Origin of the sequence: Sphingomonas sp. 3-13AW (assembly GCF_049311085.1) — a bacterium.
In the GTDB taxonomy this organism is placed as follows: Bacteria; Pseudomonadota; Alphaproteobacteria; order Sphingomonadales; family Sphingomonadaceae; genus Sphingomonas.
Map to the genome: position 1 here is coordinate 49,585 of NZ_JASNVZ010000014.1, position 23,875 is coordinate 73,459.

At 67.2% G+C, this 23,875-nt stretch carries 27 protein-coding genes and 2 other RNA genes; 11 read left to right on the forward strand and 18 right to left on the reverse strand.

The window, feature by feature from the left end; translation table 11 throughout:
* Positions 1-103 precede the first annotated feature (103 nt).
* From rnpB to QP045_RS14590, 4 genes are all read right to left on the reverse strand, one after another.
* Positions 104-478: RNase P RNA component class A (gene rnpB / locus QP045_RS14575), an RNA gene on the reverse strand.
* Positions 479-519: 41 nt separating this feature from the next.
* The gene (locus QP045_RS14580) at positions 520-1,209 is read right to left on the reverse strand and encodes an N-acetylmuramoyl-L-alanine amidase (protein ID WP_422515724.1); all 690 of its coding nucleotides are present in this window, start codon (positions 1,207-1,209) and stop codon (positions 520-522) included.
* Positions 1,210-1,307: 98 nt separating this feature from the next.
* Complete coding sequence (locus tag QP045_RS14585; protein ID WP_422515725.1) at positions 1,308-1,946, reverse strand: histidine phosphotransferase family protein; 639 nt, start codon at positions 1,944-1,946, stop codon at positions 1,308-1,310.
* 67 nt (positions 1,947-2,013) lie between these two features.
* Positions 2,014-2,421, reverse strand: coding sequence for a Mov34/MPN/PAD-1 family protein (locus QP045_RS14590; RefSeq protein WP_422515726.1), 408 nt, complete (start codon positions 2,419-2,421; stop codon positions 2,014-2,016).
* Positions 2,422-2,438: 17 nt separating this feature from the next.
* On the opposite strand from QP045_RS14590, the gene QP045_RS14595 reads away from it, so the two are divergent.
* From QP045_RS14595 to mtgA, 3 genes are all read left to right on the forward strand, one after another.
* The gene (locus tag QP045_RS14595; protein ID WP_422515727.1) at positions 2,439-3,389 is read left to right on the forward strand and encodes an RluA family pseudouridine synthase; all 951 of its coding nucleotides are present in this window, start codon (positions 2,439-2,441) and stop codon (positions 3,387-3,389) included.
* A 53-nt stretch (positions 3,390-3,442) separates the two neighbouring features.
* On the forward strand, positions 3,443-4,348 hold the full coding sequence (gene rpoH / locus QP045_RS14600; protein ID WP_422515728.1) for an RNA polymerase sigma factor RpoH: 906 nt from the start codon (positions 3,443-3,445) through the stop codon (positions 4,346-4,348).
* Positions 4,349-4,444: 96 nt separating this feature from the next.
* Positions 4,445-5,149 (forward strand): monofunctional biosynthetic peptidoglycan transglycosylase, encoded by a 705-nt coding sequence (gene mtgA / locus QP045_RS14605; protein WP_422515729.1) that lies wholly within the window; start codon positions 4,445-4,447, stop codon positions 5,147-5,149.
* Between the two features lie 120 nt (positions 5,150-5,269).
* Here the strand turns inward: mtgA and QP045_RS14610 are convergent, their stop codons facing one another.
* The 5 genes from QP045_RS14610 to QP045_RS14630 form a co-directional block, all read right to left on the reverse strand.
* On the reverse strand, positions 5,270-5,542 hold the full coding sequence (locus tag QP045_RS14610) for a hypothetical protein (protein WP_422515730.1): 273 nt from the start codon (positions 5,540-5,542) through the stop codon (positions 5,270-5,272).
* 84 nt (positions 5,543-5,626) lie between these two features.
* Positions 5,627-5,950, reverse strand: coding sequence for a YbaB/EbfC family nucleoid-associated protein (locus tag QP045_RS14615; protein ID WP_422515731.1), 324 nt, complete (start codon positions 5,948-5,950; stop codon positions 5,627-5,629).
* Positions 5,947-7,626 (reverse strand): DNA polymerase III subunit gamma/tau, encoded by a 1,680-nt coding sequence (locus tag QP045_RS14620; protein ID WP_422515732.1) that lies wholly within the window; start codon positions 7,624-7,626, stop codon positions 5,947-5,949. The genes QP045_RS14615 and QP045_RS14620 overlap by 4 nt, the downstream gene beginning before the upstream one ends.
* A 95-nt stretch (positions 7,627-7,721) precedes the next feature.
* Positions 7,722-7,819: signal recognition particle sRNA small type (gene ffs, locus QP045_RS14625), an RNA gene on the reverse strand.
* A gap of 55 nt (positions 7,820-7,874) precedes the next feature.
* Positions 7,875-8,321, reverse strand: a complete 447-nt coding sequence (locus QP045_RS14630; protein WP_422515733.1) for a hypothetical protein — start codon at positions 8,319-8,321, stop codon at positions 7,875-7,877.
* Between the two features lie 197 nt (positions 8,322-8,518).
* On the opposite strand from QP045_RS14630, the gene dcd reads away from it, so the two are divergent.
* The gene (dcd, locus tag QP045_RS14635; protein WP_422515734.1) at positions 8,519-9,073 is read left to right on the forward strand and encodes a dCTP deaminase; all 555 of its coding nucleotides are present in this window, start codon (positions 8,519-8,521) and stop codon (positions 9,071-9,073) included.
* A gap of 618 nt (positions 9,074-9,691) precedes the next feature.
* On the opposite strand, the gene QP045_RS14640 is transcribed toward dcd, so the two are convergent.
* The 4 genes from QP045_RS14640 to QP045_RS14655 all read right to left on the reverse strand — a co-directional run bounded on the left by QP045_RS14640 (position 9,692) and on the right by QP045_RS14655 (position 12,258).
* On the reverse strand, positions 9,692-10,117 hold the full coding sequence (locus tag QP045_RS14640; protein ID WP_422515735.1) for an ExbD/TolR family protein: 426 nt from the start codon (positions 10,115-10,117) through the stop codon (positions 9,692-9,694).
* A gap of 28 nt (positions 10,118-10,145) precedes the next feature.
* Entirely contained in the window at positions 10,146-10,622 is a 477-nt protein-coding gene (locus QP045_RS14645) for an ExbD/TolR family protein (RefSeq protein ID WP_422515736.1), read from the reverse strand.
* Positions 10,623-10,691: 69 nt separating this feature from the next.
* Entirely contained in the window at positions 10,692-11,498 is an 807-nt protein-coding gene (locus tag QP045_RS14650) for a MotA/TolQ/ExbB proton channel family protein (RefSeq protein ID WP_422515737.1), read from the reverse strand.
* Positions 11,499-11,577: 79 nt separating this feature from the next.
* Positions 11,578-12,258, reverse strand: a complete 681-nt coding sequence (locus QP045_RS14655; RefSeq protein WP_422515738.1) for an energy transducer TonB — start codon at positions 12,256-12,258, stop codon at positions 11,578-11,580.
* Positions 12,259-12,486: 228 nt separating this feature from the next.
* On the opposite strand from QP045_RS14655, the gene QP045_RS14660 reads away from it, so the two are divergent.
* Complete coding sequence (locus QP045_RS14660; RefSeq protein WP_422515739.1) at positions 12,487-13,338, forward strand: hypothetical protein; 852 nt, start codon at positions 12,487-12,489, stop codon at positions 13,336-13,338.
* A gap of 20 nt (positions 13,339-13,358) precedes the next feature.
* On the opposite strand, the gene QP045_RS14665 is transcribed toward QP045_RS14660, so the two are convergent.
* Both QP045_RS14665 and QP045_RS14670 read right to left on the reverse strand, forming a co-directional pair.
* Positions 13,359-14,135, reverse strand: a complete 777-nt coding sequence (locus QP045_RS14665; protein WP_422515740.1) for an SDR family oxidoreductase — start codon at positions 14,133-14,135, stop codon at positions 13,359-13,361.
* On the reverse strand, positions 14,132-14,503 hold the full coding sequence (locus QP045_RS14670; RefSeq protein ID WP_422515741.1) for a dihydroneopterin aldolase: 372 nt from the start codon (positions 14,501-14,503) through the stop codon (positions 14,132-14,134). Before QP045_RS14670 ends, QP045_RS14665 begins: the two co-directional genes overlap by 4 nt.
* A 162-nt stretch (positions 14,504-14,665) precedes the next feature.
* On the opposite strand from QP045_RS14670, the gene QP045_RS14675 reads away from it, so the two are divergent.
* Genes QP045_RS14675 through QP045_RS14690 form a run of 4 tightly spaced genes read left to right on the forward strand, consistent with a single transcriptional unit; the run spans position 14,666 to position 17,590 of the window.
* Positions 14,666-15,181 carry a GNAT family N-acetyltransferase gene (locus QP045_RS14675; RefSeq protein ID WP_422515742.1) on the forward strand — a complete coding sequence of 172 codons (516 nt, stop codon included), beginning with the start codon at positions 14,666-14,668 and terminating at the stop codon, positions 15,179-15,181.
* A gap of 53 nt (positions 15,182-15,234) precedes the next feature.
* On the forward strand, positions 15,235-15,804 hold the full coding sequence (locus tag QP045_RS14680; RefSeq protein ID WP_422515743.1) for a DUF1285 domain-containing protein: 570 nt from the start codon (positions 15,235-15,237) through the stop codon (positions 15,802-15,804).
* Complete coding sequence (locus tag QP045_RS14685) at positions 15,801-16,394, forward strand: CoA pyrophosphatase (RefSeq protein ID WP_422515744.1); 594 nt, start codon at positions 15,801-15,803, stop codon at positions 16,392-16,394. Before QP045_RS14680 ends, QP045_RS14685 begins: the two co-directional genes overlap by 4 nt.
* Positions 16,382-17,590: a CCA tRNA nucleotidyltransferase gene (locus tag QP045_RS14690; RefSeq protein ID WP_422515745.1), complete on the forward strand. Its 1,209-nt coding sequence runs from the start codon at positions 16,382-16,384 to the stop codon at positions 17,588-17,590. The genes QP045_RS14685 and QP045_RS14690 overlap by 13 nt, the downstream gene beginning before the upstream one ends.
* Here QP045_RS14690 and QP045_RS14695 read toward each other — a convergent pair.
* The 3 genes from QP045_RS14695 to QP045_RS14705 all read right to left on the reverse strand — a co-directional run bounded on the left by QP045_RS14695 (position 17,563) and on the right by QP045_RS14705 (position 22,540).
* Positions 17,563-19,191 carry a putative bifunctional diguanylate cyclase/phosphodiesterase gene (locus tag QP045_RS14695; protein ID WP_422515746.1) on the reverse strand — a complete coding sequence of 543 codons (1,629 nt, stop codon included), beginning with the start codon at positions 19,189-19,191 and terminating at the stop codon, positions 17,563-17,565. The two genes, QP045_RS14690 and QP045_RS14695, sit on opposite strands and share 28 nt — an antisense overlap.
* A gap of 133 nt (positions 19,192-19,324) precedes the next feature.
* Complete coding sequence (gene parC / locus QP045_RS14700) at positions 19,325-21,574, reverse strand: DNA topoisomerase IV subunit A (protein ID WP_422515747.1); 2,250 nt, start codon at positions 21,572-21,574, stop codon at positions 19,325-19,327.
* A 48-nt stretch (positions 21,575-21,622) separates the two neighbouring features.
* Positions 21,623-22,540, reverse strand: coding sequence for a LysR substrate-binding domain-containing protein (locus tag QP045_RS14705; protein ID WP_422515748.1), 918 nt, complete (start codon positions 22,538-22,540; stop codon positions 21,623-21,625).
* A gap of 126 nt (positions 22,541-22,666) precedes the next feature.
* Here QP045_RS14705 and QP045_RS14710 point away from each other — a divergent pair, with 126 nt between their 5' ends.
* A complete protein-coding gene (locus QP045_RS14710; protein ID WP_422515749.1) occupies positions 22,667-22,831 on the forward strand; it encodes a hypothetical protein in 165 nt (54 codons plus the stop codon).
* 234 nt (positions 22,832-23,065) lie between these two features.
* Entirely contained in the window at positions 23,066-23,845 is a 780-nt protein-coding gene (gene purC / locus QP045_RS14715; RefSeq protein WP_132882083.1) for a phosphoribosylaminoimidazolesuccinocarboxamide synthase, read from the forward strand.
* Positions 23,846-23,875: the final 30 nt, after the last annotated feature.

A 23,875-nucleotide genomic window follows, 5' to 3' on the forward strand; every position in this document is an offset into this window, starting at 1 on the left:
GTCTGCCCCCCCACTCGTCCCGGGGGTGAGTGCGGGCCGGCGCAACTTTTTTCCGGACAATGCGGACATCCGCCGCCCGGACAGCACCATCCTGCTGGGTGAGAATGTCAGAGGGTCTGTAAGCCGGGTTCTGTCCCCCCGCACAAGGCGGGTTAGGCGACCATTCCTCTAGGACGACGCTCGCGCGCCGCCTCCAGCAACCAACCCGGACGACAGGCCGGAACGAGGCCTATGTGCCGTCCCTATTCGGTCTTGCTCCCGGTGGGGTTTACCATGCCGTTCCTGTTACCAGGACCGCGGTGCGCTCTTACCGCACCCTTTCACCATGACGTGGCCGAAGCCGTCGCCGTTTGCTCTCTGTGGCACTTTCCCTGGGGTCGCCCCCGCCGGGCGTTACCCGGCACCGTCGTTTCCGTGGAGCCCGGACTTTCCTCGCCCCCGTTCTCGCGAACGAGGCCGCGGCCGCCCGACCCTCTGACCCGGCCCGCCTAGCGCAGCTTTGCCGCCGGGGAAAGCCGCTCAGTCGTCGCCTTGCGGCTTGGGCAGCAGCAACGCCAAGAGCAGGCAGCGGCATTGGGCGTCGATGATCCCATCGACCAATTCCGGTCGGAACCGGCGCTGGAAGGCCGTGACCGCCGCGGTGGGATCGACCACGTCATAGCCGAACCGCTCCAGCGCCAGGAGGAAACCGGCGTCGCTCCAGCCCGGGTCCAGCAGGTTCTTGGTCGGGCGCGGCAAGGCCAGCCGAAGCCGGGCGAGCTTGCCCCAGGGGAAGAGTTCGCCGGGATCCTGCTTGCGCGCCGGGGCGATGTCGGAATGGCCGACCACGTTGCCGCGGGTGATGGCGTGGCGCTGCTTGATGTCGGCGAGCAGCCGGATCACCGCTTCGATCTGCTCATCCGGGAAGGGAACATAGCCCCACTCATGGCCAGGATTGACGATCTCGATGCCGATCGAGGCGGAGTTGACGTCCGTCACCCCGCGCCAGTGCGACGCGCCGGCGTGCCACGCGCGCTGCGCCTCGTCGACCATGCGCACCACAGTCCCGTCCTCGGCGACTAGGTAATGGCACGACACCTTCGCTTCCGGGTCCGCCAGCCGCGCGATCGCGGACGCGGCATCCTGCATGCCGGTATAATGCAGCACCACCATCGTGATCGGCAGCGAACGCTCGTCGAAATTCGGCGACGGCCTGTCAATGAAGTGCATGCGCCCGTTCCCCAGCTATGCCGCAGCGATGCGTCGGCTTGCGGCCAAAGGCAAGCTGCCGACCAACGCCCAAAAGATCGGCCACGCTCGCCCTGGCGTCAGCTCTCGGGAAAGGATGCGCCGAACAGCAGCACGTCCGCATCGGGCGGCGAGACCTGGAGCGTTCCCCCGCTCTGCTCGACCAGCGCATGCGCCAGGAACGCCGCGGCAGCGCGCGGCGCCAGCAGGTCGCCTTCCCCCGAAAGGGCGTTGCGCAGTTCGGGGTCGAGCACGATGCGCGGACCGTCTGCGCGGACGACGATCTCGACCCCCCGTTCGTTCGCCTCCGCACCGATATCGAGCTGCCCGCCCCGCACCAGCGCATCGCCGCCGATGAGCGCGAGGTTGAGCAGCGCCTTGATCGCCGGCTTGGGAAGCGTGGGCTCCGTCACCATCCAGCCGAGCTTGACGCGGTGGTTCTCTGAAAACAGCCCCTCGATCGCGGCCCGAGCTTCCCGCGTGTCGACCACCTCACCGAAGCCGCCGGCAGCGCCAAAGGCCAGGCGGAAGAACTTCAGCTTGTTGGCGGATGCGCGGGCGCTCTCGGCCAGCAGTTCCAGGCAACGGGCCCGCATCGCCGGGTCCTGTTCGTCGGCAAGCAGTTCCAGCCCGTTGTTCAACGCGCCGACAGGGCTGAGAAGATCGTGGCACAGACGGGAGCACAAAAGGCTCGCAAAGTCGGTGGCGCTGATCTGCATGGCGGAAATCCGATCCGAAATGGGTGTTCGGCGCACCTTCTGACGTTGCCGGACGGTCTCCGCAACCTCAGCCGACAAAGCGTAGCGTCACCGGGACGAACCGCCCCGCGACCGGCCCCGCCGCCACCGCGCACCAGCAGCCGAGCGTCTCGGCATTGGCGATGATCCACAGCGCGCCATCCGCATGCGACGCAGCCGCGTCGGCGGCGGATGGGCGGACCGCACCCCGGGGGTGCGAGTGATAGTGACCAAGGACCGCAGGCCCGCCTGACCGCGCGCCGCGGTGGGCAGCAAGCAAGGTGCCGGGATCGATCTCGAACGTCGTGGCCGGGTCTGCAGCGACGTTGGCGGCCGGCAGGATTTCCGTCACCCGCTCCGCATTTCCCAGCAGCAGGCCGCACACCTCGCGGTCCGGTGAAGCCGCCGCAGCCGCATGGATCGCCTGCACGATCGTGGTTGAAATCTCCACCGTCATCCCCATCTAGCTAGGACATGATCCGGGGGGATTCCATCATTGCGACGCAGGTCGCCGACACGTCCGACGGCTGGCGCCTCGACCGCGCCCTCGCACATGCCCTGCCCGAGCTTTCGCGCGAACGACTGAAGGCCCTGATCTCCGCCGGCAAGGTTCTGGCCGGTGACGGCACCGCGCTCCGCGACCCTTCGCGCAAGGTCCGGGCCGGCGACCGCTTCGACATTCACATTCCCGAGCCCGAGCCCGCGAACAATGAAGCGCAGGACATCGCGCTCCATGTCGTGTTCGAGGACGAGCATCTGATCGTGGTCGACAAGCCGGCCGGGCTGGTCGTCCACCCGGCCGCGGGCAACCCCGACGGTACGCTGGTCAACGCGCTGCTCCACCACTGCGCGGGGCAGTTGTCGGGGATCGGCGGCGTGGCCCGCCCCGGCATCGTGCATCGCATCGACAAGGACACCTCCGGGCTTCTGGTGGCGGCAAAGCACGACCAGGCGCACGAGGGCCTCGCCCGCCAATTCAAGGCGCACTCGATCGACCGCCGCTATCAGGCGATCGTGTCGGGCCGGGTGATGTCGGGAAGCGGCACCATCGACGCGCCGCTCGCGCGCTCAACGACGAATCGCAAGAAGATCGCGATCGTCCAGGGCGGCAAGCGGGCGGTCACCCACTGGTCTCTGGTCCGCCCCCTGCGCGAAGCCGCGCTGGTGGAGTGCCGGCTGGAGACCGGACGTACCCATCAGGTCCGCGTCCATATGGCGTCGATCAGGCATCCGTTGGTCGGCGATCCCGTCTATGGCCGGGCCAGACCACAGCATCGGCAGCTATTGGAAACCCTGGGTTTCCGGCGCCAGGCGCTGCACGCAGCACATCTCGGGTTCATCCACCCTGTGCTAAGGCACGCTTTAGCGTTCGATAGCGAAGTTCCGGCAGACATGCAGGAACTGTTGCATCATCTTCACGTATAAGCTGGGCGCACGCACTTCGAGGAAGGCCTGCGCAAATCAAGGGAGAAGCGATCATGGCTAGCGGCAGCAACGTCCCCGCGACGATTCCCGCACTGGGCGGCGAAGCGAGCCTCAACCGCTACCTGTCCGAAATCCGGAAGTTTCCGATCCTGGCGCCGGAGCAGGAGTATATGCTCGCGAAGCGCTTTCAAGAGCATGGCGACACCGAGGCTGCAGCGCAGCTGGTGACCAGCCACCTGCGGCTCGTGGCGAAAATCGCCATGGGCTATCGCGGCTATGGCCTGCCCGTTTCCGAGCTGATCTCGGAAGGAAACATCGGCCTGATGCAGGGCGTGAAGAAGTTCGAGCCGGACCGGGGCTTCCGCCTCGCCACCTACGCAATGTGGTGGATCCGCGCCTCGATCCAGGAATTCATCCTGCGCAGCTGGTCGCTCGTGAAGATGGGCACCACGGCCGCGCAGAAGAAGCTGTTCTTCAACCTGCGCCGCATGAAGTCCAAGCTCGATGCGTTCGAGGACGGCGATCTCAGCCCCGAGCATCTCGCCAAGATCGCGACCGACCTGGGCGTGACCGAGGACGAGGTCACGTCGATGAACCGCCGCATGGCGATGGGCGGCGACACGTCGCTCAACGTCCCCATGCGCGAGGATGGCGAGAGCCAGTGGCAGGATTGGCTCGCCGATGACAGCCCTCTGCAGGACGAGCGTGTCGCCGATGCGCAGGAAGCCGACGTGCGCCACGGCATGCTGGTCGAGGCGATGGAAGACCTCAACGATCGGGAAAAGCACATCCTGACCGAGCGTCGCCTGACCGACGACCCCAAGACGCTGGAGGAACTCTCCCAGGTCTATGGCGTCAGCCGCGAACGCGTCCGCCAGATCGAGGTACGGGCGTTCGAAAAGCTGCAGAAGGCGATGATGCGCCTGGCCGGCGACAAGCGCCTGCTCGCAACTGCCTGACCGGTTCGGGACGCGCCGCTCGCGCGCGTCCCGCTACCTCCCCTGCAGGACGCGGGGACGGTTCCAATCGCCGCCGCTTCGCACTAGCTGTCGGCCATGCCCGCCGCAGTCCGAACCCGATCGCCCCTCCGCCGCATGTTCGGCTGGCTCATCAAGCTGGTGCTGGGATTTGTCGCCCTGTCGGTCGCGATGACGGTAGTCTACCGGTTCGTGCCCGTTCCCTTCACCTGGACGATGCTGGGCGACGTGTTCACCGGCCACGGCGTCACCAAGTCGTGGCGCCCGCTCTCGCGCATCGATCCGGACATGGCGCGCGCCGTGATCGCTGGTGAGGATTCGCGCTTCTGCTCGCACAACGGCTTCGATTTCGACGCCATTGCCGAAGCCGCCCGGCGCAATGCGAAGGGCGGGCGCATCCGCGGCGGCTCCACTATCAGCCAGCAGACCGCGAAGAACGTCTTCCTGTGGCAGGGCGGCGGCTATGTCCGAAAGGGCCTGGAGGCGTGGTTCACGCTGCTGATCGAAAAGATCTGGGGCAAGCGGCGGATCATGGAAGTCTATCTGAACGTGGCCGAGACCGGGATCGGCACCTATGGCGTCGAGGCAGGCGCACGGCGCTATTTCAAGCACGGGGCGGACACCCTCTCGCCCACCGAAGCCGCCCGCATCGCCGCAGTGCTGCCCCTCCCCAAGAAGCGCGCGGTTGTTGCTCCCCAGGGGTTCACGCGGCGGCACGGCAACACCATCGCAGCCCGTCTGGGCGTCGTCCGCCGCCAGGGACTGGACGCCTGCCTGAAATAAGCGGCTCCCGGTGGTTACACCGCCGCGCTTTCCCCATACAGAAACGCGCCGCCCGAGGGTCCCGGACGGCGCGATGAAGATTCCGTATCCGTCGCAATGACGGTCTGGCAGCGGTGGAGCTTACTTGGTCTCGCCGTCCGCGGCGTCCGCGACCGCGCTGCCGGCCTTGTCGGCGGCGTCGCCTACGCTCTTGGCCGCACCGGCGACCGCCTGCGTCTGGATCGTGTCGTTGTTGCTCGCGCGCAGCAGGAAATAGCCACCGATCAGAACCGCCACGAGCAGCACGATCGCGAGCATCGCGGTGCCACCGCCGCCGCGACGCTCTACGACCGTGGTGTGCGGCGCCGCGCCAGTCGTGGTGGTGGTTGTCGTGTCAACGCGATCATCCGACATGGCATTCACTCCCTCTCGTTTCGATGCGGATTAACTCCGCCTCCGAAACGAAAGTTCCCGATGGCGCCGCGGCGAGCCGCCCGATCAGAACGGCAGCTTGAAGCCCGGGGGAAGCGGTAGGCCGCTGGTCAGCTTCGACATTTCGCTCTGGCTGGCGGTATCTGCCTTGGCGCGGGCGTCGTTGAGAGCGGCTGCGATCAGGTCTTCCAGCATCTGCTTCTCGCTCGGCTGGAGCAGCGAATCATCGATATCGACGCCGATGATGCGGCCCTTGGCCGACGCACGGACCTTCACCAGCCCGCCGCCGGACTGACCCTCTACCTCGATCGTGTCGAGGCTGGCCTGCGCCTTTTCGAGTTCGGCCTGCACATTCTGCGCCATGGCCATGATTTCGTTGATGTCCTTCATCGAGCGATGCTCCCGTCCTTGCGTTTCCAGTGATCGAGTTCGGCGCCTGGAAAGGCCGCCATGGCCGCCACCACCAGGGGTGACGTCAATATCTCCGCGCGTTCCGCCTCGGCCTGTGCCGCCAGCGCTTCACGCAGCGTCGGGTTCCCCGCGCCCTCCCCGATCAGGATGCGCCAGGATTCGCCCGTGATCTCGCGCAGCGCAAGACCCAGGTCGCGGGTGAAATCGGTCGGCAACGGCCGCGCGCCCGACATTTCCAGCTCCGGCGGCTCCAGTCGGATCGGGCGAACATGGTTGCGCACCTGAACCTGGAGCGTGTGGCGGCCGTGCTTTTCGAGCAGTTCGGCGATCGCCTCGACGGTATCCGGCAGCGCCGGTGGTTCCGGCTCGGGCTCAGCCACTGCAACCGGAGCAGGCGCCGGCTCGGCGGCAGCGCCCTGCGAAGGCAGCGCCGGCGCAGACGCGGGGCCGCGCCCTTCCGCCAGCGCGCGCGCCAGCTCACCCGGATCCGGCAGGGTGGAGGCATAGATCACGCGCAGCAGCGCCATCTCGCAGGCCTCGATCGGCAGGGCCGCGCGGGCGACCTCGTCATGCCCCTTGAGCAACAGCTGCCACAGGCGATGCAGCATCGCGAAGGAGAGCGACCCGGCCCAGTGCGCGAGCATCTCGCGCTCCTCGGCCGACTGTCCTGCCGGCGGCGTTGCGCCGACCTTCGCGAGCGTGACGCCATGTACCGTTTCCAGCAGGGTGCGCAGCACCGCCTGCGGGTCCACGCCCAGGTCGTACTGGCCGCGCAGCGCGGCGAGCACCGGGACGGCGTCCCCCGCCAGCAGCAGCCGGAACAGCTCGCGAATGGCACCGCGATCCGACAGGCCGAGCATGGCGCGCACCGCATCGGCGCGTACCCCCTCACCCTCCATGCCGGCATGGGCGATCGCCTGGTCCAGAATCGAGAGGCCGTCGCGCGCGGACCCTTCCGCTGCACGCGCGATCAGGGCCAGCGCCTCCGGCTCCGCCTCGAACCCCTCGGCCGCCACCACATGGGCGAAATGGTCCGCTAGCAACTCGGCGGGAATGCGGCGCAGGTCGAATCGCTGACACCGGGACAGCACCGTGACCGGCACCTTGTTCACCTCCGTGGTGGCGAACAAGAACTTCACATGCCCGGGCGGCTCCTCCAGCGTCTTGAGCAGGCCGTTGAAGGCCGCCTTCGACAGCATGTGGACTTCGTCGATGATGTAGATCTTGTAGCGCGCCGACACCGCGGCATAGCGCGACGCCTCGATGATCTCACGGATGTCGTCGATGCCGGTATGGCTCGCCGCATCCATCTCGATCACGTCGATGTGCCGCCCCTCGGCGATCGCGCGGCACGGCTCGCACACCCCGCACGGATCGATCGTCGGGCCGCCCTGTCCGTCCGGACCGATGCAGTTCAGCGCCTTTGCGATCAGCCGCGCCGTCGATGTCTTGCCGACCCCGCGGACACCGGTGAGCAGGAAAGCATGCGCCAGTCGGTCTCGCTTGATCGCATTGCCCAGCGTCGTGACCATCGCATCCTGGCCGATCAGCTGGGAAAAGGTCTGCGGCCGGTATTTCCGCGCAAGCACGCGATAGGCGTCCGCTTTGGCGGTGGGCTGCGGCGTCTCGCCCAGGTCTAGGAAGGATTCGGACATGTCCGGCAATCCTTAGCGACTGCGGCAGCGGCTGTCGAAGCGGTGGCGTGCGAAAACCCGGCGGTGGCCCTGGCAGGGCAAGCTTCGCGCTGGGTTGAGGTGGGAGCCGGAACGACCCGGTACGGAATCGTTGCGGCTGCTTCCTTCCGGATCTGACCGGGTTGGCGACGGCACCGTCCGCCCGACTCCCGCGCGCCATATGGACAAGGGGCGGCAGCATGGCAAGCCGCTACGTCGTCGCCCCGCGTTCAGCCCTCGCCCTGCGGTTCGGCCTGGGATCCGGAGAGCGGCGGGACGGCCGGCATCTCTCGCGCAATTTCGGCGACCTCGGCGATGTGGCGCTGCAGCCGCTCAACCATATGCTCCGCGGCGCGGTGATATTCGTCCCAGAATTCCGCCGGATCCTTTGCCATCCAAAGCCGCTGATACGCGCGGAAGCTCTCGGTCAGGTCGATGCAATCGCTCTTCAGCGTTCGCGCCCATTCGGCAGTGGCGGCGTTCCCGCTCGCGATGATCGGATCGAACACCTCCCGATGAACGAACTGCTGGTACGAGACCAGCAGCCGCCCCATCGCGCTGCGGCGTGTCGCCAGAAAGGCTTCGGAAGGCCGCAGCGTCGGGTCTTGCAGGAGCGGCGCACTCTCCTTCAGCAGGGCGAGCATCCAGCGGTGGTGATCCTGCAACTGCTGCAGCATGCTCGCTCCCCTTGTGCACGGCGGCGAGGAAGTCTCGAAGAACCGACGCATTTGTCTCACCGTGCGCGTCGGGACGCAAGCGGCCTGGCGTGCTGGGGCGCCGCGCCGCATCCTCGCCGCCTACGGCCGTCATCAAGGGGGGCTTGCCGGACAGAGGAAACCCCGCGAAGGCTGCCCGCCGAAACAGGGGGATACCGATGGCGATTCTTTCCGACCGCTGGATTCGTGAGCAGGCGCTTGCGCATCAGATGATCGAGCCGTTCGTCGAGGCACAGCGCCGCGACAACTGCATCAGCTACGGCCTCTCCTCTTATGGCTATGACGCCCGCGTGGCCGACGAGTTCAAGATCTTCACCAACGTCGATTCGGCGACGGTCGACCCGAAGAACTTCGATTCGACCAGCTTCGTGGATCGCAAGACCGACGTCTGCATCATCCCGCCCAACAGCTTCGCGCTTGCGCGGACGGTCGAATATTTCCGCGTGCCGCGCGACGTGCTGGTGATCTGCCTGGGCAAGTCCACCTATGCGCGCTGCGGCATCATCGTGAACGTCACCCCGCTGGAGCCGGAATGGGAGGGGCATGTCACGCTGGAGTTCTCGAACACCACCCCCCTGCCCGCCAAGATCTACGCGAACGAAGGCGCCTGCCAGTTCCTGTTCCTCAAGGGCGACCAGCCCTGCGAGACCAGCTACGCAGACCGGGCAGGCAAATATATGGGGCAGCGCGGGGTAACGCTGCCGAAGCTGTGAGGGCGTTCGCTGACGGAGCCCGATTGGCGAAGCGCGCACCCGGAGCGCGATGAGCGGTGCGCGCCTACCCCTGGCTCTCGGCCAAGTCACCCGCCCGCCATCGGTAGCGAGCGCCGCCGTTATACCCACCTCCCGCTAACAGTCCGGGGGACCTGGAACAGCGGGCGGCGCCGCCCGCCAGGGCCAAGCCGAATAGATGCTGCGGACAAGCGAGGGGTTGGTCTGCGGCGATACTGCGCGTGGAGTCTCCGCGCCTCAGCTGATGGCGGACAGCGGTTCGGTCGGCGCCCACGCCGTTAGGCTTGATGCCGGGGCCTACACGCCGCTCGAGGATGCGCGCCCACGCGCTACGCGTCCAAGCGGGTGCACTCCGCAACGCTTCCTTTACGGGAGCAGATCGAATCGGCGGCAGCGCGGCGAACTGGGGCGTACCGCTGCCCCAGCGCAGATCACCTTCGTAGTTGCGCGCTGCGGGCCCTAGTCGGCGACTTCGCCTGACAGCCATCATAACCGCCCGCGCTCGCCGCAACCTTGCCGCGACATCCTCCGAACAGCAAAACGCCCGCACGGTGAACCGTGCGGGCGCTTCTGCTTCGCTTGCTGGTCCGGCGGGCCGGATCAGAAGTCGTTGCGATACTGCTCGTTGCCGACGAACCCAAGCTTGGTCACGTTGGACCGCTTGATGATCGAAAGAACGCCGTCGACCACGTCGTAGCGGGAGTTCGCGTCGGGCTGGAAATGGAGTTCCGGCTCCGGCGACATCGCCGCGGTCTGATCGAGGTACTGGCGCAGCGTCACGTCGTCGACGGTGGCGCCGTTCCAGGTGACCACGCCATCGGCCGTGATCGCGATCTTGTTCTTCTCCGAATCAACCACGTTGCGGTTGTTCGGGTCCGGCTGGGGCAGATCCACCTTCACCGCATGCGTCTGGATCGGGATGGTGATGATGAACATGATCAGGAGAACGAGCAGGACGTCGATCAACGGCGTCGTGTTCATTTCCATCATCGGCTCGCCGTCATCGCGGCCGCCACTCATTGCCATGTGAGACTACTCCTCGAAAACGCCGGCATCAGGAACGGGGCGTGCCGCCCGGCTCCGGCTCCGAGATGAAGCCGACTTTGGCAAAGCCTGCCGACTGCATCGTATAGATGGTGCCGCCGATGCAGCGGTACGGGGTGTTCACGTCGCCGCGGATGTGGACCTCGGGAAGCTCGACACCAGGCGCGTTCGGACCACCCTGACGGGCAACCTCGTCCTCCAGCTTCTTCACTGCGCGCTCGCGCAGTTCGCCGCTGCTGACCTGGGTCAGGTTCCAATAGACCTGGCACTCGTTGCCGTCGGAGCGGATCGAAAGCGACACGTTCTCCGGCTTGGTCGTCGTCGGCTCGAACTCCACCTTCGGAAGCTGCAGTTCCACCGACTGGACCACCACCGGCACCGCGATCAGGAAGATGATCAGAAGCACCAGCATCACGTCCACGAGCGGCGTGGTATTGATGTCCGAAAGCGGCCTTTCTTCGGAGCCGCCGCCAACACTCATCGCCATAAGGCTATCCTACTCTCGTTTTCGTCACGTCGGCCGCCGGGCCCGGGGGCCCGGCGGGTAGGTGCCGGCTTACGGACGGGTCGGCACGCCACCGGTCTGACCGGCAGTGGTGGTGCCGGTGACCGGCTTGGCAGCCGACACGGCCGGCTTGGCTGCCGGGGCGGTCTTCGAAGCGAATGCCGGACGAACCGCACCGTTCGAAGCCAGGAAGCCGAGCACGTCGTTCGAGAAGGCCGACAGGTCCTCTGCGATCGACTTGTTGCGGCGCTGCAGCCAGTTGTAGGCGAGCACGGCCGGAACCGCGACGACAAGACCGATGGCGGTCATGATCAGAGCTTCACCGACCGGGCCGGCGACGTCGCCGATGGCGGCCTGACCAGCAGCACCGATCTTCACGAGCGCGCGGTAGATGCCGACCACGGTGCCGAACAGACCGACGAACGGCGAGGTTGCGCCGACGGTCGCGAGGAACGCCAGACCACCGCCGAGCTTCGAGTTGATCGCTGCTTCCGAGCGGGCGAGCGAGCCGTGCAGCCAGTCATGAGCCTCGACCGGATCGGTCAGGCGTGAGTGCTGCTCCTGGGCAGCCAGGCCGTCGTCGACGATCTGGCGATAGGCCGAGTTCTTCTCGAGCTTGGCAGCGCCTTCACGCAGCGAGTTCGACTGCCAGAAGCTCTGACGGACGCGCTTCGCCTGGTTCATGATCTTCTGCTGCTCGAACAGCTTGGTGAACAGGATGTAGAACGAACCGACCGACATGATGACCAGGATGGCGAGAACCGTCCAAGCAATCGCGCCGCCCTGCTCAAGGGCTTCCCAGAAGCCGAAGTTCGGAGCGCCGGCAGGAGCCCCGGCTGCAAAGATGTTGGTGAGCATTGTCAGATGTATCCCTTACAGAAGCATGCGCGAATGGTTCTAAGGTGCCCGGCCTCGCGGTGCCGGGCCATGATCGCAGTTATTGGTCCTCGAGCTTCCAGGTCACGCTGAGCGGATAGCTCGACACGACCGGATTGCCCGCCTCGTCCTTTGCCGGGGTGAAGCGCACGCGGCTCTTCGAAATCCGGCACGTGGTCTGATCGAGCGCCGAGTTGCCGCTCGAAGAGGTCACCACGCAGTCGGTCACCCGACCGTCGGTTCCCACCGTCAGCTTCGCCGACACGCGACCCTCGGCGCCTTCGCGCACCGCCGATGGCGGATAGGCGTCGCGACCGAAGAACTGACCCGGGTTCCCCTTAAGACCGGCCTTCTGGCTGATCCGCGGCGGTGCCGGGGGCGCAGGAGGGGCCGGCGGCGCGGGCGGAGCCGCAACCGGAACCGGATTGTACACCGGCGGTGGGGTTGTCACCGACTGGATCACGACCGGCGGCGGCGTCTGCACGCGCACGATCGGCGGCGGAGTCACCACGGGCGGCGGGGACTGCGGCGGCTGATCCGGCGGCGGCGGCGGCGGCGGAACTTCCTCAGGCGGGGGGGGCGGTTCGACAATGTCGAACGTATCCAGGTCCTCAACCTGCTTCTTCACGTACTTGTACGCGAGACCAGATATAAACGCGTACCCAATGAGCACGTGCAGCAACGCCACGATGGCGATTGCGACGATGCGCCCAGGACCCGCTTTTTGATCAGCATAGGCCATTCAGCAACCAAACTCCATTTAGCCTCACACCGAACGATGCGGAGCGTATTCCTCGCATCCGCACCATCGCCGTAGCGCTGCTGGGGAACACCCCCGATTCTCTATCGTGGCACTTTCCGCTACGCAAACGCTTTGTCAGACGCAACAAAAGTGCAGTCGCCGGTACGAACGTCCGCAACTTGAATCGGCCTATGTCGATGCTGCAAGATCGCGTAGAGGCTGGCAACCATGTTTCGACACTCTCTCGCATCCGCAACGGCGGCGCTGGTCGTCGCTGCCCCCCTTTCGACAGCCGTTGCGGCGCAGCAGACCGCCGTTCCGCAGCCCGCTCCCGGCTATGCCGAGGTGGCCGATCTGGTGCTCGCGGCACCGCTGATCATCGACGTCACCATCACGAGCGCGACCAGAATCAAGGGCGCGGAAGCGGCAGGTGTCGCTGCCAACGCCGCGCGCTTCTACGTCGAGGCGGATGTCGGCGCGCTGATCCGCGGCTCCGGCGCGATGCCTGCGCGAATCGGCTATCTCGTTGACGTTCCCCTCGATTTCCGCGGACGGGCGCCCAATCTGAAGAAGTCGCGGGTGCTGATCTTTGCCCGTCCGGTGCCCGGCCGTCCCGACCAGGTGCAGCTCGTCCAGCTGGATGCGCAGCGCAGCTGGACCCCCGCACTCGACCAGCGCGTGCGGCAAATCGTGCGCGAGGTGCTCGCCCCCGACGCGCCGCCTGCGATCACCGGCATCGGCAATGCGTTCCACGTCGTGGGCACGTTGCCGGGCGAAGGCGAGACTCAGATTTTCCTGAAGACCGAGACCGGCGCCCCGGTCTCGCTGCTCGTTTTGCGCCGCCCGAATCAGCCGCCGCGATGGGCGGTTTCGTTCGGCGACATCGTCAATGAAGGCGCCGGCCCGCCGGAACCGGACACGCTCGGCTGGTACCGACTCGCCTGCGGCCTGCCCCGCCGGCTGCCAGCGACGGCGCTGGAGACGCAGGACGAACAGGGCGCGCGAATCGCTGCCGAGGATTATCAGTTCGTACTTCGCTCGCTCGGCCCCTGCCACGGGCCGTCGCCAGCGGCCTTCTGATTGCGACGTCTCGGCCGCGCTCAGTCGCGGCCGAGATGGACGAAATCGCGTTCGAACCGGCGCAGGTTGGCACCCCCGTCGACAAACAGGAGCTGCCCCGTCGTCGCGCGTGCCCGGGCCAGGAACAGCACCGCATCGGCGATGTCTTCGGGCGCGGGCAGACGGCCAAGCGGCATCAATTCGGCAATGCGAGCGACCTGCTCGGCGCTATAGTCGCTGGTCGGTATCGTGAGCCCGGGGGCAACGCCGTTGACCCGCACGTTCGGGGCGAGCGCAAACGCCAGGGTGCGCGTGATCTCCGCAAGCGCCTGCTTCGAAACCGTATAGGCGAGCTGATCCGCCGGCGGCTGGACGATCCGCTGGTCGAGAATGTTCACCACACAGGCTCCATCCTCTCCGGCTTGCGCCGCAACGGCGGCAGCAAGGGCAAAGGGTGCCGCGGCATTGACGGCGAAGTGGCGCACCAGCGACGGGGCTCCCGGAATCGCAGCGTCGTCGGCCCGAAAGCAGGAGGCGTTGTTGACCAGCAGGGCCACCGGCACACCGAAATGTGCGGCAACCGCCGGCACCAGCGCCTCGACCGCCCCGGGATTCGAGAGGTCGGCATCGAAGCGATGGTGGGGCGCTCCCGTAGCATCGAGCCGCGCGAGCAATTCAGCATCCACCGACCCTTCCCCGCTGGCATGCAGCGCGACGGCATAGCCGCTCTCCCCCAGGCGCGCCGCGATATGGGCGCCCAGCCGCCGGCAACTCCCGGTGACCAGCGCCAGCGGACGGGGATCGGCCGGCAGCGTCACGGGCGGTGGCGCACCATGCGGATCCCGATCGACTCCCCGGCCTCCGCGATGGCGAGCTTGACGATGGAGACCTCGACTCGCTGCACACGGGGATCGGAGATGAACAGCGTGCGGGCGATATGGTCCGCAACGCCCTCGATCAGCGTGAAATGCACCCCCTGCGGCAGTGCCTCGCTGGCAGCATGCTTGAGGTCGAGATAGCTTTTGGAAGCGGACAGCGGCGTGTCCGGTGCGAAATGCTCCGGGCAGTCGAGGTCCACCGTCATGGAGATGCGCAGCGGCTGCGGCAGGTGCGTCTCCTCGGAATAAACGCCGGTGAGCACCTGCACTTCGAAATCATGCACCTGCAGTTGAAGAAGATCGCGCACCATTGGCTTCCTGTTGTGGTTCAAGGACCGTCCCTAGCAGATGGCGGTGCGCGCGAAACCGGCGGACTGCCGCCGCCGGGCGATTCAGCTTTGCGTCTGCCTCCACCGGGTCTAACAGCCCCGCGCCCCGGCGGCCTGGCCGGGGAGGAGTTGTCTGCTTCCGTGACCCACATCGTGCCGCTTGCCCAGATCGCCCCCGCACAGGTGGAGGCGCTGCTCGACCGCGCCTTCGGACCCGATCGCCATGGCCGGACCGCCTACCGCGTCCGCGCCGGGACCCAGGCCATCCCGGACCTCAGCTTCGCCGCTCTGGACGATGCCGGGGGACTTGTTGGCACGATCCAGTGTTGGCCGGTCGCACTCGCATGCGATGACGGCAGCCGCGTGCCCATGGTGATGGTCGGTCCGGTCGCGGTCGAGCCCGCGGCCCAGCAGGGCGGCGTCGGTCGCCTGCTGATGCGCCACATGCTCGATGCAGCGGACGCAGCGCGCGATCCGCTGCCCCTCATGCTGATCGGCGACCCGGGATATTATGGCCGCTTCTTCGGCTTCGATGCGACGCATACGAGTGGCTGGCGCCTGCCCGGCCCGTTCGAGCCGCACCGGCTGCTCGCGCGCGGCGCTGGCATTCCAGACTGCACCGGCGAGCTTCAGGCGCGGGTCAGCGCAACATTATGACATCAGAGCGGGGGTTGCGCCGGCGCGCTCGGATCGCCATCGACAGATGAACCATGCCCATGCGCCCGCTCCCCGACCTTGCTTCGCTCTCCCTGGCAGAGATCGCGCAACTGATGGAAGAGGACCGGTTGCCGCCGGTCGAACGCTGGAACCCTTCCCACTGCGGTGACAGCGGCATGACCATCCTGCGGGACGGTCGCTGGCTTCACGAAGGCTCGCCGATCACGCGCGAATCGATGGTGCGGCTGTTTTCCACGATCCTGCGACGCGAGCCGGACGGCAGCTACGTGCTCGTCACGCCCGTCGAAAAACTGTCGATCACCGTCGAGGACGCCCCTTTCGTCGCGACCGAGTTGCGCGCAGAGGGCGACGGCCCCGACAGCCGGCTGATCTTCCGCCTGAACACGGGCGATCTGGTCTTGGCCGACGCGGCCCACCCGCTGCGGTTCGCCAAGGGGGACGATGGCCCCCTCCCCTACCTGCAGGTCCGCGGCGACATGGAAGCGCGCGTGGCGCGCCCGGTCTATTACGAACTGGTTGAACGTGCGCTCGCACGCGAAGGGCAGGACGACGTTCCGGGCGTGTGGAGCGCGGGCAGCTTCTTTCCGCTCGACGCAGCATGAACCTGGCGGATCGGCTGCGCGCGGAACTCGCGCGCCCGGCCGAGATGCCGCTGCTGACGGGCGACTTCGACGAGGACGAAGTCGCGGCCGTCCGCTGGCGCGAAGCTGCGGTGCTGGTGGCGGTGACCGACCGGCCGGAACCGGGCATCCTCCTGACGCAGCGCACCGAGACCCTGCGCAACCATGCGGGACAGATCGCCTTCCCCGGCGGCCGTATCGACCCCGGCGACCCCGATCCGATTGCCGCAGCACTGCGCGAGGCGGAAGAGGAAGTGGCACTGCCGCGAAGCGCGGTGAACGTGGTGGGAAGCCTGGAGGATTATCGGACAGCCACCGGCTTCACGGTAACACCCGTGGTGGGGGTGATTTCTCCCGACCTGCCGCTGGTCCCGAACCCGCACGAAGTCGCGACGGTGTTCGAGGTTCCGCTGGCGTTCCTGCTCGATGCGTCCAATCACGCGATGGGCCACGCTGATTGGCGGGGTCGTGAACGACATTATTATGAAATCTGGTTCGAAGGCTGGAGGATATGGGGCGCGACCGCGGCGATGCTGGTGAATCTCTCGCGCAGGCTTGCGTGGACACGCTGACCCTGCCGACTGCCGAGTGGCAGGGGCGCGCGGGCCTGGCCGATCTCGCCCGGGCGCTGGGCGGCGATCGGGGCGAGGCCCGGTTCGTGGGCGGTGCGGTCCGGGACACGTTGCTCGGAATTCCGGTCGCTGACCTGGACGTCGCCACGGCGCATGATCCCCAGGCTGTGCTCGCGCGGCTGAAGGCGGCCGGCATTCGTTCCGTTCCCACGGGCCTGAAGCACGGAACCATCACCGCGCTGCTGCAGAGCGGACCGGTGGAGGTCACGACCCTTCGCCGCGACGTCGCCACCGATGGCCGCCATGCGACGGTCGCCTTCACAGACGACTGGCGCGAGGATGCCGCGCGCCGCGACTTCACCATGAACGCGCTCTACGCGGACATGACGAGCGGCCGGGTAACCGACTATTTCGGCGGCGTTGCCGACCTGCGGGCCGGTCGCGTACGCTTCATCGGCGATCCGCTGCGCCGCATTGCCGAGGATCACCTGCGGATCCTGCGCTTCTTCCGCTTCCTCGCGCGCTTCGGCGACACGCCGGATCCCGAGGGGCTCGCGGCTTGCGTCGCGCGCGCGAACGACCTGATGGCACTCTCGCGCGAACGTGTTTCCGACGAGTTGCTCAAGCTGCTCGTCGCGCGCTCCGCAGTCGAAGTGGTGGAGTTGATGGCGTCCAACGGCATTTTCGTGCCGGTCCTCCCGGAGATCGACGCCACAGGGGTCGCCCGCCTCGCCCGCCTGGCCGCACGCGAGCAGGTCAGCGGGGTCACGCCCGACCCGATTCGCCGCCTGGCAGCGCTTCTGCCCGCAAGCGCACTCGACACCGTCGGCGCCCGGCTCAAGCTGTCGAACGCCCAGCGCAAGCGGCTGGCGCTGGCGGCCGGCACGGACGGCACCGGCTCTCCCCGCGCCCTCGCCTATCGCATCGGCACCGAGGGCGCGATCGACCGCTTGCTCCTCTCCGAGGACCCCGAGGTCGCAGGCGCGGTCGCGGACCTTAGCGACTGGGTGCGGCCCCAATTTCCGCTCACCGGCGGCATGCTGGTCGCGCGCGGGATCAGCAAGGGGCCGGATGTCGCCCGAACGCTGCGCCAGCTGGAAGATCAATGGATCGCGGAGGGCTTCCCCGACGCCGCGCGTGTCCAGTCGATGACCGAAGCGGCGCTGGATCAGCGATTGCGGTCGACGAGCACCTGATAGGCGCCGGTCGCATCCAGCGGCCGCGCATAGAGATAGCCTTGGCCATAGTCACACCCCAGCGCGCCGAGCGTCTGTTCCAGCGCCTGAGTTTCGATCCCCTCTGCCGTCGTGCGCATGCCCAGCGTCTGCGCGAGGCTCAGCACGGCGCGGACGATCGCCACCTTGTCCCGATTGGCGAGCATGCCCGACACGAAACTGCGGTCGATCTTGAGCAGGTCGATGGGCAGGCTCTGGAGATAGCTCAGGTTTGAATAGCCCGTGCCGAAATCGTCCATCGCGAGGGTGGTGCCCAGGGCCTTGAGCGCCCGCAAGGTGTCGGCAGTGCGGTCGCGGTCACTGACGACCGCACTCTCGGTCAGCTCGATGATGAGCCTTCCCGGCGCGAGCCCGTGCCGGGCAAGTGCCTCGCGCACCACGGGAACGACGTCATCGCGTTGCAGCTGCACCGCTGACAGGTTCACCGCGACCGAGACTGCGCAGTTTCCACCCCGCGCCTTGTCCCATGAAGCCAGGGTGCGCACTGCCTCGTCCAGTGCCCAGCGGCCCAGCGGCACGATCAGCCCGGCTTCCTCGGCGACCGGAATGAAGCGTGCGGGGGGAATCTCCTCCCCGCTTTCCGTGCGCCAGCGCGCCAGCGCCTCAAAGGAAACCACCCGGCCGGTCGCCAGATCGCAGATCGGCTGGAAGTTCAGACGCAGCGCCCCCGCCTCGATTGCACGGCGAAGCTCGGTTTCGATCGAAAATTCGGCCCGCATCATGTCCAGCGCTTCGGCCTGGTAGACTTCGGGTAAGCCTGTCCGCTTCGCCCGCTTGGCCGCGAACTGCGCGTGGCGGATCAGGTCCGCATGGTCACCGACCGACGCTGCACCCTGCGCGATCCCCAGCGAAGAGCCGATGCGAACCTCGAAGTCCGACAGCGAAAACGGATTGGAGAGCGCGCCGCGGATCCGTTCGGCAACCTCGATCACACCTTGGCGGTCGCTTACGCCCGACAACAAAATCGCGAATTCGTCCCCGCCGGTGCGCGCCAGCACATCCGGCTGGCGGAGCGCGCCCTTCAGCCGGCGCGCGACCGAAACCAGCAACTCGTCGCCGACGACCCCGCCCAGGCACGCATCGATGCGGCTGAAACGGTCGAGGTTCAGCGCCAGCACGGCGTAATGCGCGCGATCCCCCTTCCCCAGCACCTCCTTCAGGCGGTCTTCGAAGCCGACCCGGTTTGGCAGCCCGGTGAGCGCGTCGACCGCGAGTTCGCGGCGAAGGCTGTGTTCGGCGCAACCTGCCGGAGTGCGGTCGATCAAGGAGACGAGGCAGCGGCTGCGGCTGCAGGCCCCGGCGCGGCGCGACAGCATCACGCGGTACGGGCGGGCGTTCCGCTGCCCCGGCGCCCACTCGAACGAGTCGCTCAGCGCTTCCCCTTCCAGGAACCTCTGGATCCGCGCCCGCAAGTCGCCGCAATCGAGCGCGCCCCGCGGCCTTGAATCGGCGTTGAGCCGTCGAAAGCGGGAGTTGGCGCGCGACAGCGTGACCTCGCCGGCACGCAGCACCGCGACCGCTGCCGGCATCGGCAGGACGTCCAAAAGCGGCTCGGTTGCCACGGCTTGGGCCACGCTCCCTGCGTGAAGGTCCCGATCATCGGCAACCTCCTCCGGAGGAGAACGCAAGGGGGAAAGGAGCACCATTGACCCGAGTTTAGGTCCGTCGTGTTAACGGTGCGTTTCGTCGATTTGATCAGTCGAAGCGGTTATCTCTGGGGAAACCGGTCGGCGGCATCCGCCCGGCAGCACCGCGTGCGGCGCGCCACGGGCTCAGATCCGACTCGGTGCGAACCCGGCCGGTCTCGCCGCCCATGGCCCAGCTCAGCCCGTCGGTGAACCGGAGCGTGCGGACATCCGAGAGCCCGCCGTCGCGGAAGCGCTGGAGCTGCACCCCCTGGCCGCGCGCCATCTCGGCAACCTCGGCCAGCGGGAACACCACCAGTTTGCGGTTGTCGCCGATCGCGGCGACATAATCGTCCTCGGACCCGATCGGGCGGATCACCCGCAGCCGGGCTCCCGGTCGCGGCGTCATCACCTGCTTGCCCTTGCGCGTCTCCGCGATCACGTCGGCAATGCGTACGACAAAGCCGCGCCCGTCGCTCGCGGCCAGGAGGAGCCGATCCGACTGGGCCGCACGCAGGAAGCCCGCGATCTCCGCGTCGCCGTCGACGTCCACCATCGCCCGCACCGGCTCGCCAAAGCCACGTCCGCCCGGCAGCTTGTCGGCGCCCAGCGTGTAGAACCGGCCCGCGTCGGTCGCGAGCAGCAGCTTGTCGGTCGTATGCGCGTGAAAGGCGTAGAGCGGGCCGTCGCCCTCCTTGAACTTCAGCGTATCGGCGGCGGCAAGATCGTTGTGCCCCTTCAGGGCGCGGATCCAGCCGCGGCGGGACAGCACCACCGTGATCGGCTCGCGCTCGATCATCGCCTCCAGCGGGATTTCGCGCGCAGGGGCCGCTTCCTCGACGCTGGTACGGCGCTTGCCGAGCGCGGTCTCAGGACCATAGCGGTCGCGCAGCTTGGCCATCTCCCGCTTCAACCGGGTACGCTGGCGCGCCTCGGAGCCGAGCAGCAGCATGAGCTCGGCCTTTTCCTTCTCCAGCTCGCCGCGCTCGCGCCGCAGTTCCATCTCCTCCAGCCGCCGCAGCGAACGCAGGCGCATGTTGAGGATGGCCTCGGCCTGACGGTCGGTGAGCTCGAACTCCGCCATCATCACCGCCTTGGGCTCATCCTCCGTGCGGATGATCTCGATCACCCGGTCGAGGTTGAGGAAGGCAGTGATATAGCCGTCGAGCAGTTCCAGCCGGTCGACGATCTTGGCGACGCGATGTTCTGAACGGCGGCGCAACACCACGAACTGGTGGTCGACCCAGGCCTTCAGCACCTCGCGCAGGCTCATCACGCGCGGCGTGCGCGTCGCATCCAGCACGTTGAGGTTGAGCGGAACGCGCGTTTCCAGGTCGGTCAGCCGGAACAGCCCGTCCATCAGCGTCGCGGGGTCGACGGTGCGGCTGCGCGGCTCCAGCACGACTCGGATCTCTGCATCCGACTCGTCGCGGATGTCGCTCAGGATCGGCAGCTTCTTGTCGTTGATGAGGGTCGCGACCTGCTCGATCAGCTTCCCCTTGGCCACGCCGTACGGGATTTCCGTGATGATGATGCGGAAGCCGCCGCCCTTCTCACGCTCCAGCTCCCAGCGAGCGCGTACGCGAAAGCCGCCGCGGCCGGTGGCATAGGCTTCGGCGATCGAGGCCGGCGGGTCGACGACGATGCCGCCCGTGGGAAAGTCCGGCCCCTTCACATGCGCCAAAACCGCCGCGTCGTCCGCCTCGGGCCGGTCGATCAGCATTGCGGCGGCGTCGAACAGCTCGGCGGCGTTGTGCGGCGGGATCGAGGTCGCCATGCCGACGGCGATGCCGGCGGCGCCATTGGCGAGCAGGTTGGGGAACAGGCCCGGGAACAGTTCCGGCTCCTGCTCCTCGCCATTATAGGTCGGGCGGAAGTCGACCGCGTCCTCGTCCAGGCCCGCCATCAGGTCGATCGCGACCTGTGTCAGCCGCGCCTCGGTATAGCGATAGGCGGCCGCGTTATCGCCGTCGATGTTGCCAAAGTTACCTTGGCCGTCGACCAGCGGATACCGCAGCGCGAAGTCCTGGGCGAGCCGGACCATCGCGTCATAGACCGACTGGTCGCCGTGCGGGTGGTACTTACCGATCACGTCGCCGACGACGCGCGCGCACTTCTTGTAGCCCGCCGCCGGATCCAGCCGCAGCAGCCGCATTGCCCATAGCAAGCGACGGTGCACTGGCTTCAGCCCGTCGCGCAGGTCCGGCAGCGAGCGCGCCGTGATCGTGGAGAGCGCATAGACGAGATAGCGCTCGGAGAGGGCGCTATCGAACGGTGCATCGACGATCGCGTCGAACGGGTCGGAAAAGTCTGTGGCCATAGGTTGCGTGTTCGATAGCAGTGCTGGGCGGCGCAGGACAGCCTTGGATCAAGCCTCGATAAAGGCACCGAACGGATCGTCTGCCCGCGCCCCATCCACTTCCCGAAGAAGCCACTGACGGAAGGCGCGAATCTTCGGCACCGAGCGGCGATATTCGGGATAGACGAGCCGCACGACGGTGCGGTCCATCCCGACGAACGGGTGCACCTGGACCAGTTGGCCGGCGTCGAGCTGCGTGCGCCACAGCGTCGGGTTGAGCATCGCCACCCCCTGTCCCGCCACCGCGGCGTTCCCCTCCAGGATTTGCGAGTCGAGGCGAACGCCCCGCATCGCTTCGCCGGCGGGCGTGCCGCCGGCCTGTTTGAGCCACCATCGCCACCAGACGTCATCTGGCGAGAGCAGGGGCAGCCGCAGGACGTCCCCGGGCTCCTTCACCGCTGGATAGCGTGCAATCAGCGCGGGGCTGGCGAGCGGCGCGACAGGAACTCGCATCAGAAAGTGCGCCGCCAGCCCGGGATCGACCACCGCTCCCCCGCGAATGCCCACATCGGCGTCGCCCGCATTGAGGTCGGTGACAGCGTCCTCGATCTTCAGCCGGACCGCGATGTCGGGGTTGGCGATCTGGAACTCGCCGATGCGCGCGGCGAGCCAGTTGGAGGCGAGCGAATTGAACGTGCTGATCGTCAGCACGCCGTCGTTCTCGCGTTGAACCACTGCAAAAGCGTCGACCAGCGTATCGAATGCGCCGGTGACAAGCGGCGCGATCCGCTCCCCCAGCGGCGTCAGCACGACGCCACGCCCGCTGCGCCGGAACAGCGGCGCGCCGAGCCGCGCCTCTAGCAGCTTCAACTGATAGCTGACCGCCGCCTGCGTCATCCCGAGTTCCTCGCCAGCGCGGGTGAAATTGCCGGCCCTTGCGGCGGCTTCGAACACCCGGACGGCAGCCATGGGCGGCAGGTTTCGCATGGCGGATACATAAGCCCGTTTGATCAGTCACGTCGAACGATTTGTTGGCGCTGCCGACGCTGCAGCTGCATCTGAAGCAGCGCCGATGGCGCAGGGACGCGGTCGGGGAACTGAGGAGGACCCGCCATGTACGATCCATTTCTGTCGCGCGAGTGGGGCGAGAATCATGGGGCGATGAGCGCGGACATCGACCGGTTGATCCGCAAACTGCGCTTGCTGTTCCGGCGCCGAACCGCCGCACCCGTCGGTGAACCGGCACCGGAATGCCGCCCCGGCACAGTCGGACCCTGAACGCCTGCTCCCGCCAAGGACCGGCGCCACAGGCCTGATACCATGACGGTCGCTGCAGCAGCGCAGCCCGCAGCCCGCAGCCCGCAGCCGGAAAATCCCAGCCAAGATGCCCCATCCGAGGGCACCGTTTGATTGCGCGCCGGACCCGCTTTCGCTATAGGCGCCGCCATCCCGCCCCGGCAGCACGCTCCAGCGCCCGCTTCCGGGGCCGATCGTTTTGGAAGGGTTCAGCACATGGCTCGCCGCCGCCAGATTTACGAGGGCAAGGCCAAGATCCTCTATGAGGGTCCCGAACCCGGCACGCTGATCCAGTATTTCAAGGACGACGCCACCGCGTTCAATGCCCAGAAAAAGGGCACGATCAACGGCAAGGGCGTGCTCAACAACCGCATCTCCGAGCATATCTTCACACTGCTCGGCCAGATCGGGGTGCCCACGCACTTCATCCGCCGCCTCAACATGCGCGAGCAGCTGATCCGCCAGGTCGAGATCGTGCCGATCGAGGTTGTCGTGCGCAACGTGGTCGCCGGCTCCCTGTCGAAGCGCCTCGGCATCGAGGAAGGGCAGCAGCTGCCCCGCACGATCGTCGAATATTACTACAAGGACGATGCGCTCGGCGACCCGATGGTCACCGACGAGCACATCCTGGCGTTCGGCTGGGCCGCGCAGGACGAGTTGCACGACATGGCCGACATGGCGATTCGCGTGAACGATTTCCTCGCGGGCCTGTTCGCCGGGATCGGCATCCGCCTGGTCGACTTCAAGCTCGAGTTCGGCCGCATCTGGGAAAACGATTTCAGCCGCATCATCCTGGCGGACGAGATCAGCCCCGATGGCTGCCGCCTGTGGGACATGGCCACCAACGAGAAGCTGGACAAGGATCGCTTCCGCCGTGACCTGGGTGGCGAGGTCGAGGCCTATCAGGAGGTCGCGCGCCGGCTCGGCCTGCTTCCCGAGGGCGGCGACACCGCCGTGCTCGACATGGAAACGCATCGCAAGAAGCGCGGCCGCTAGAGCCCTTTGCGCCCCGGCAGAGCTTGCCTG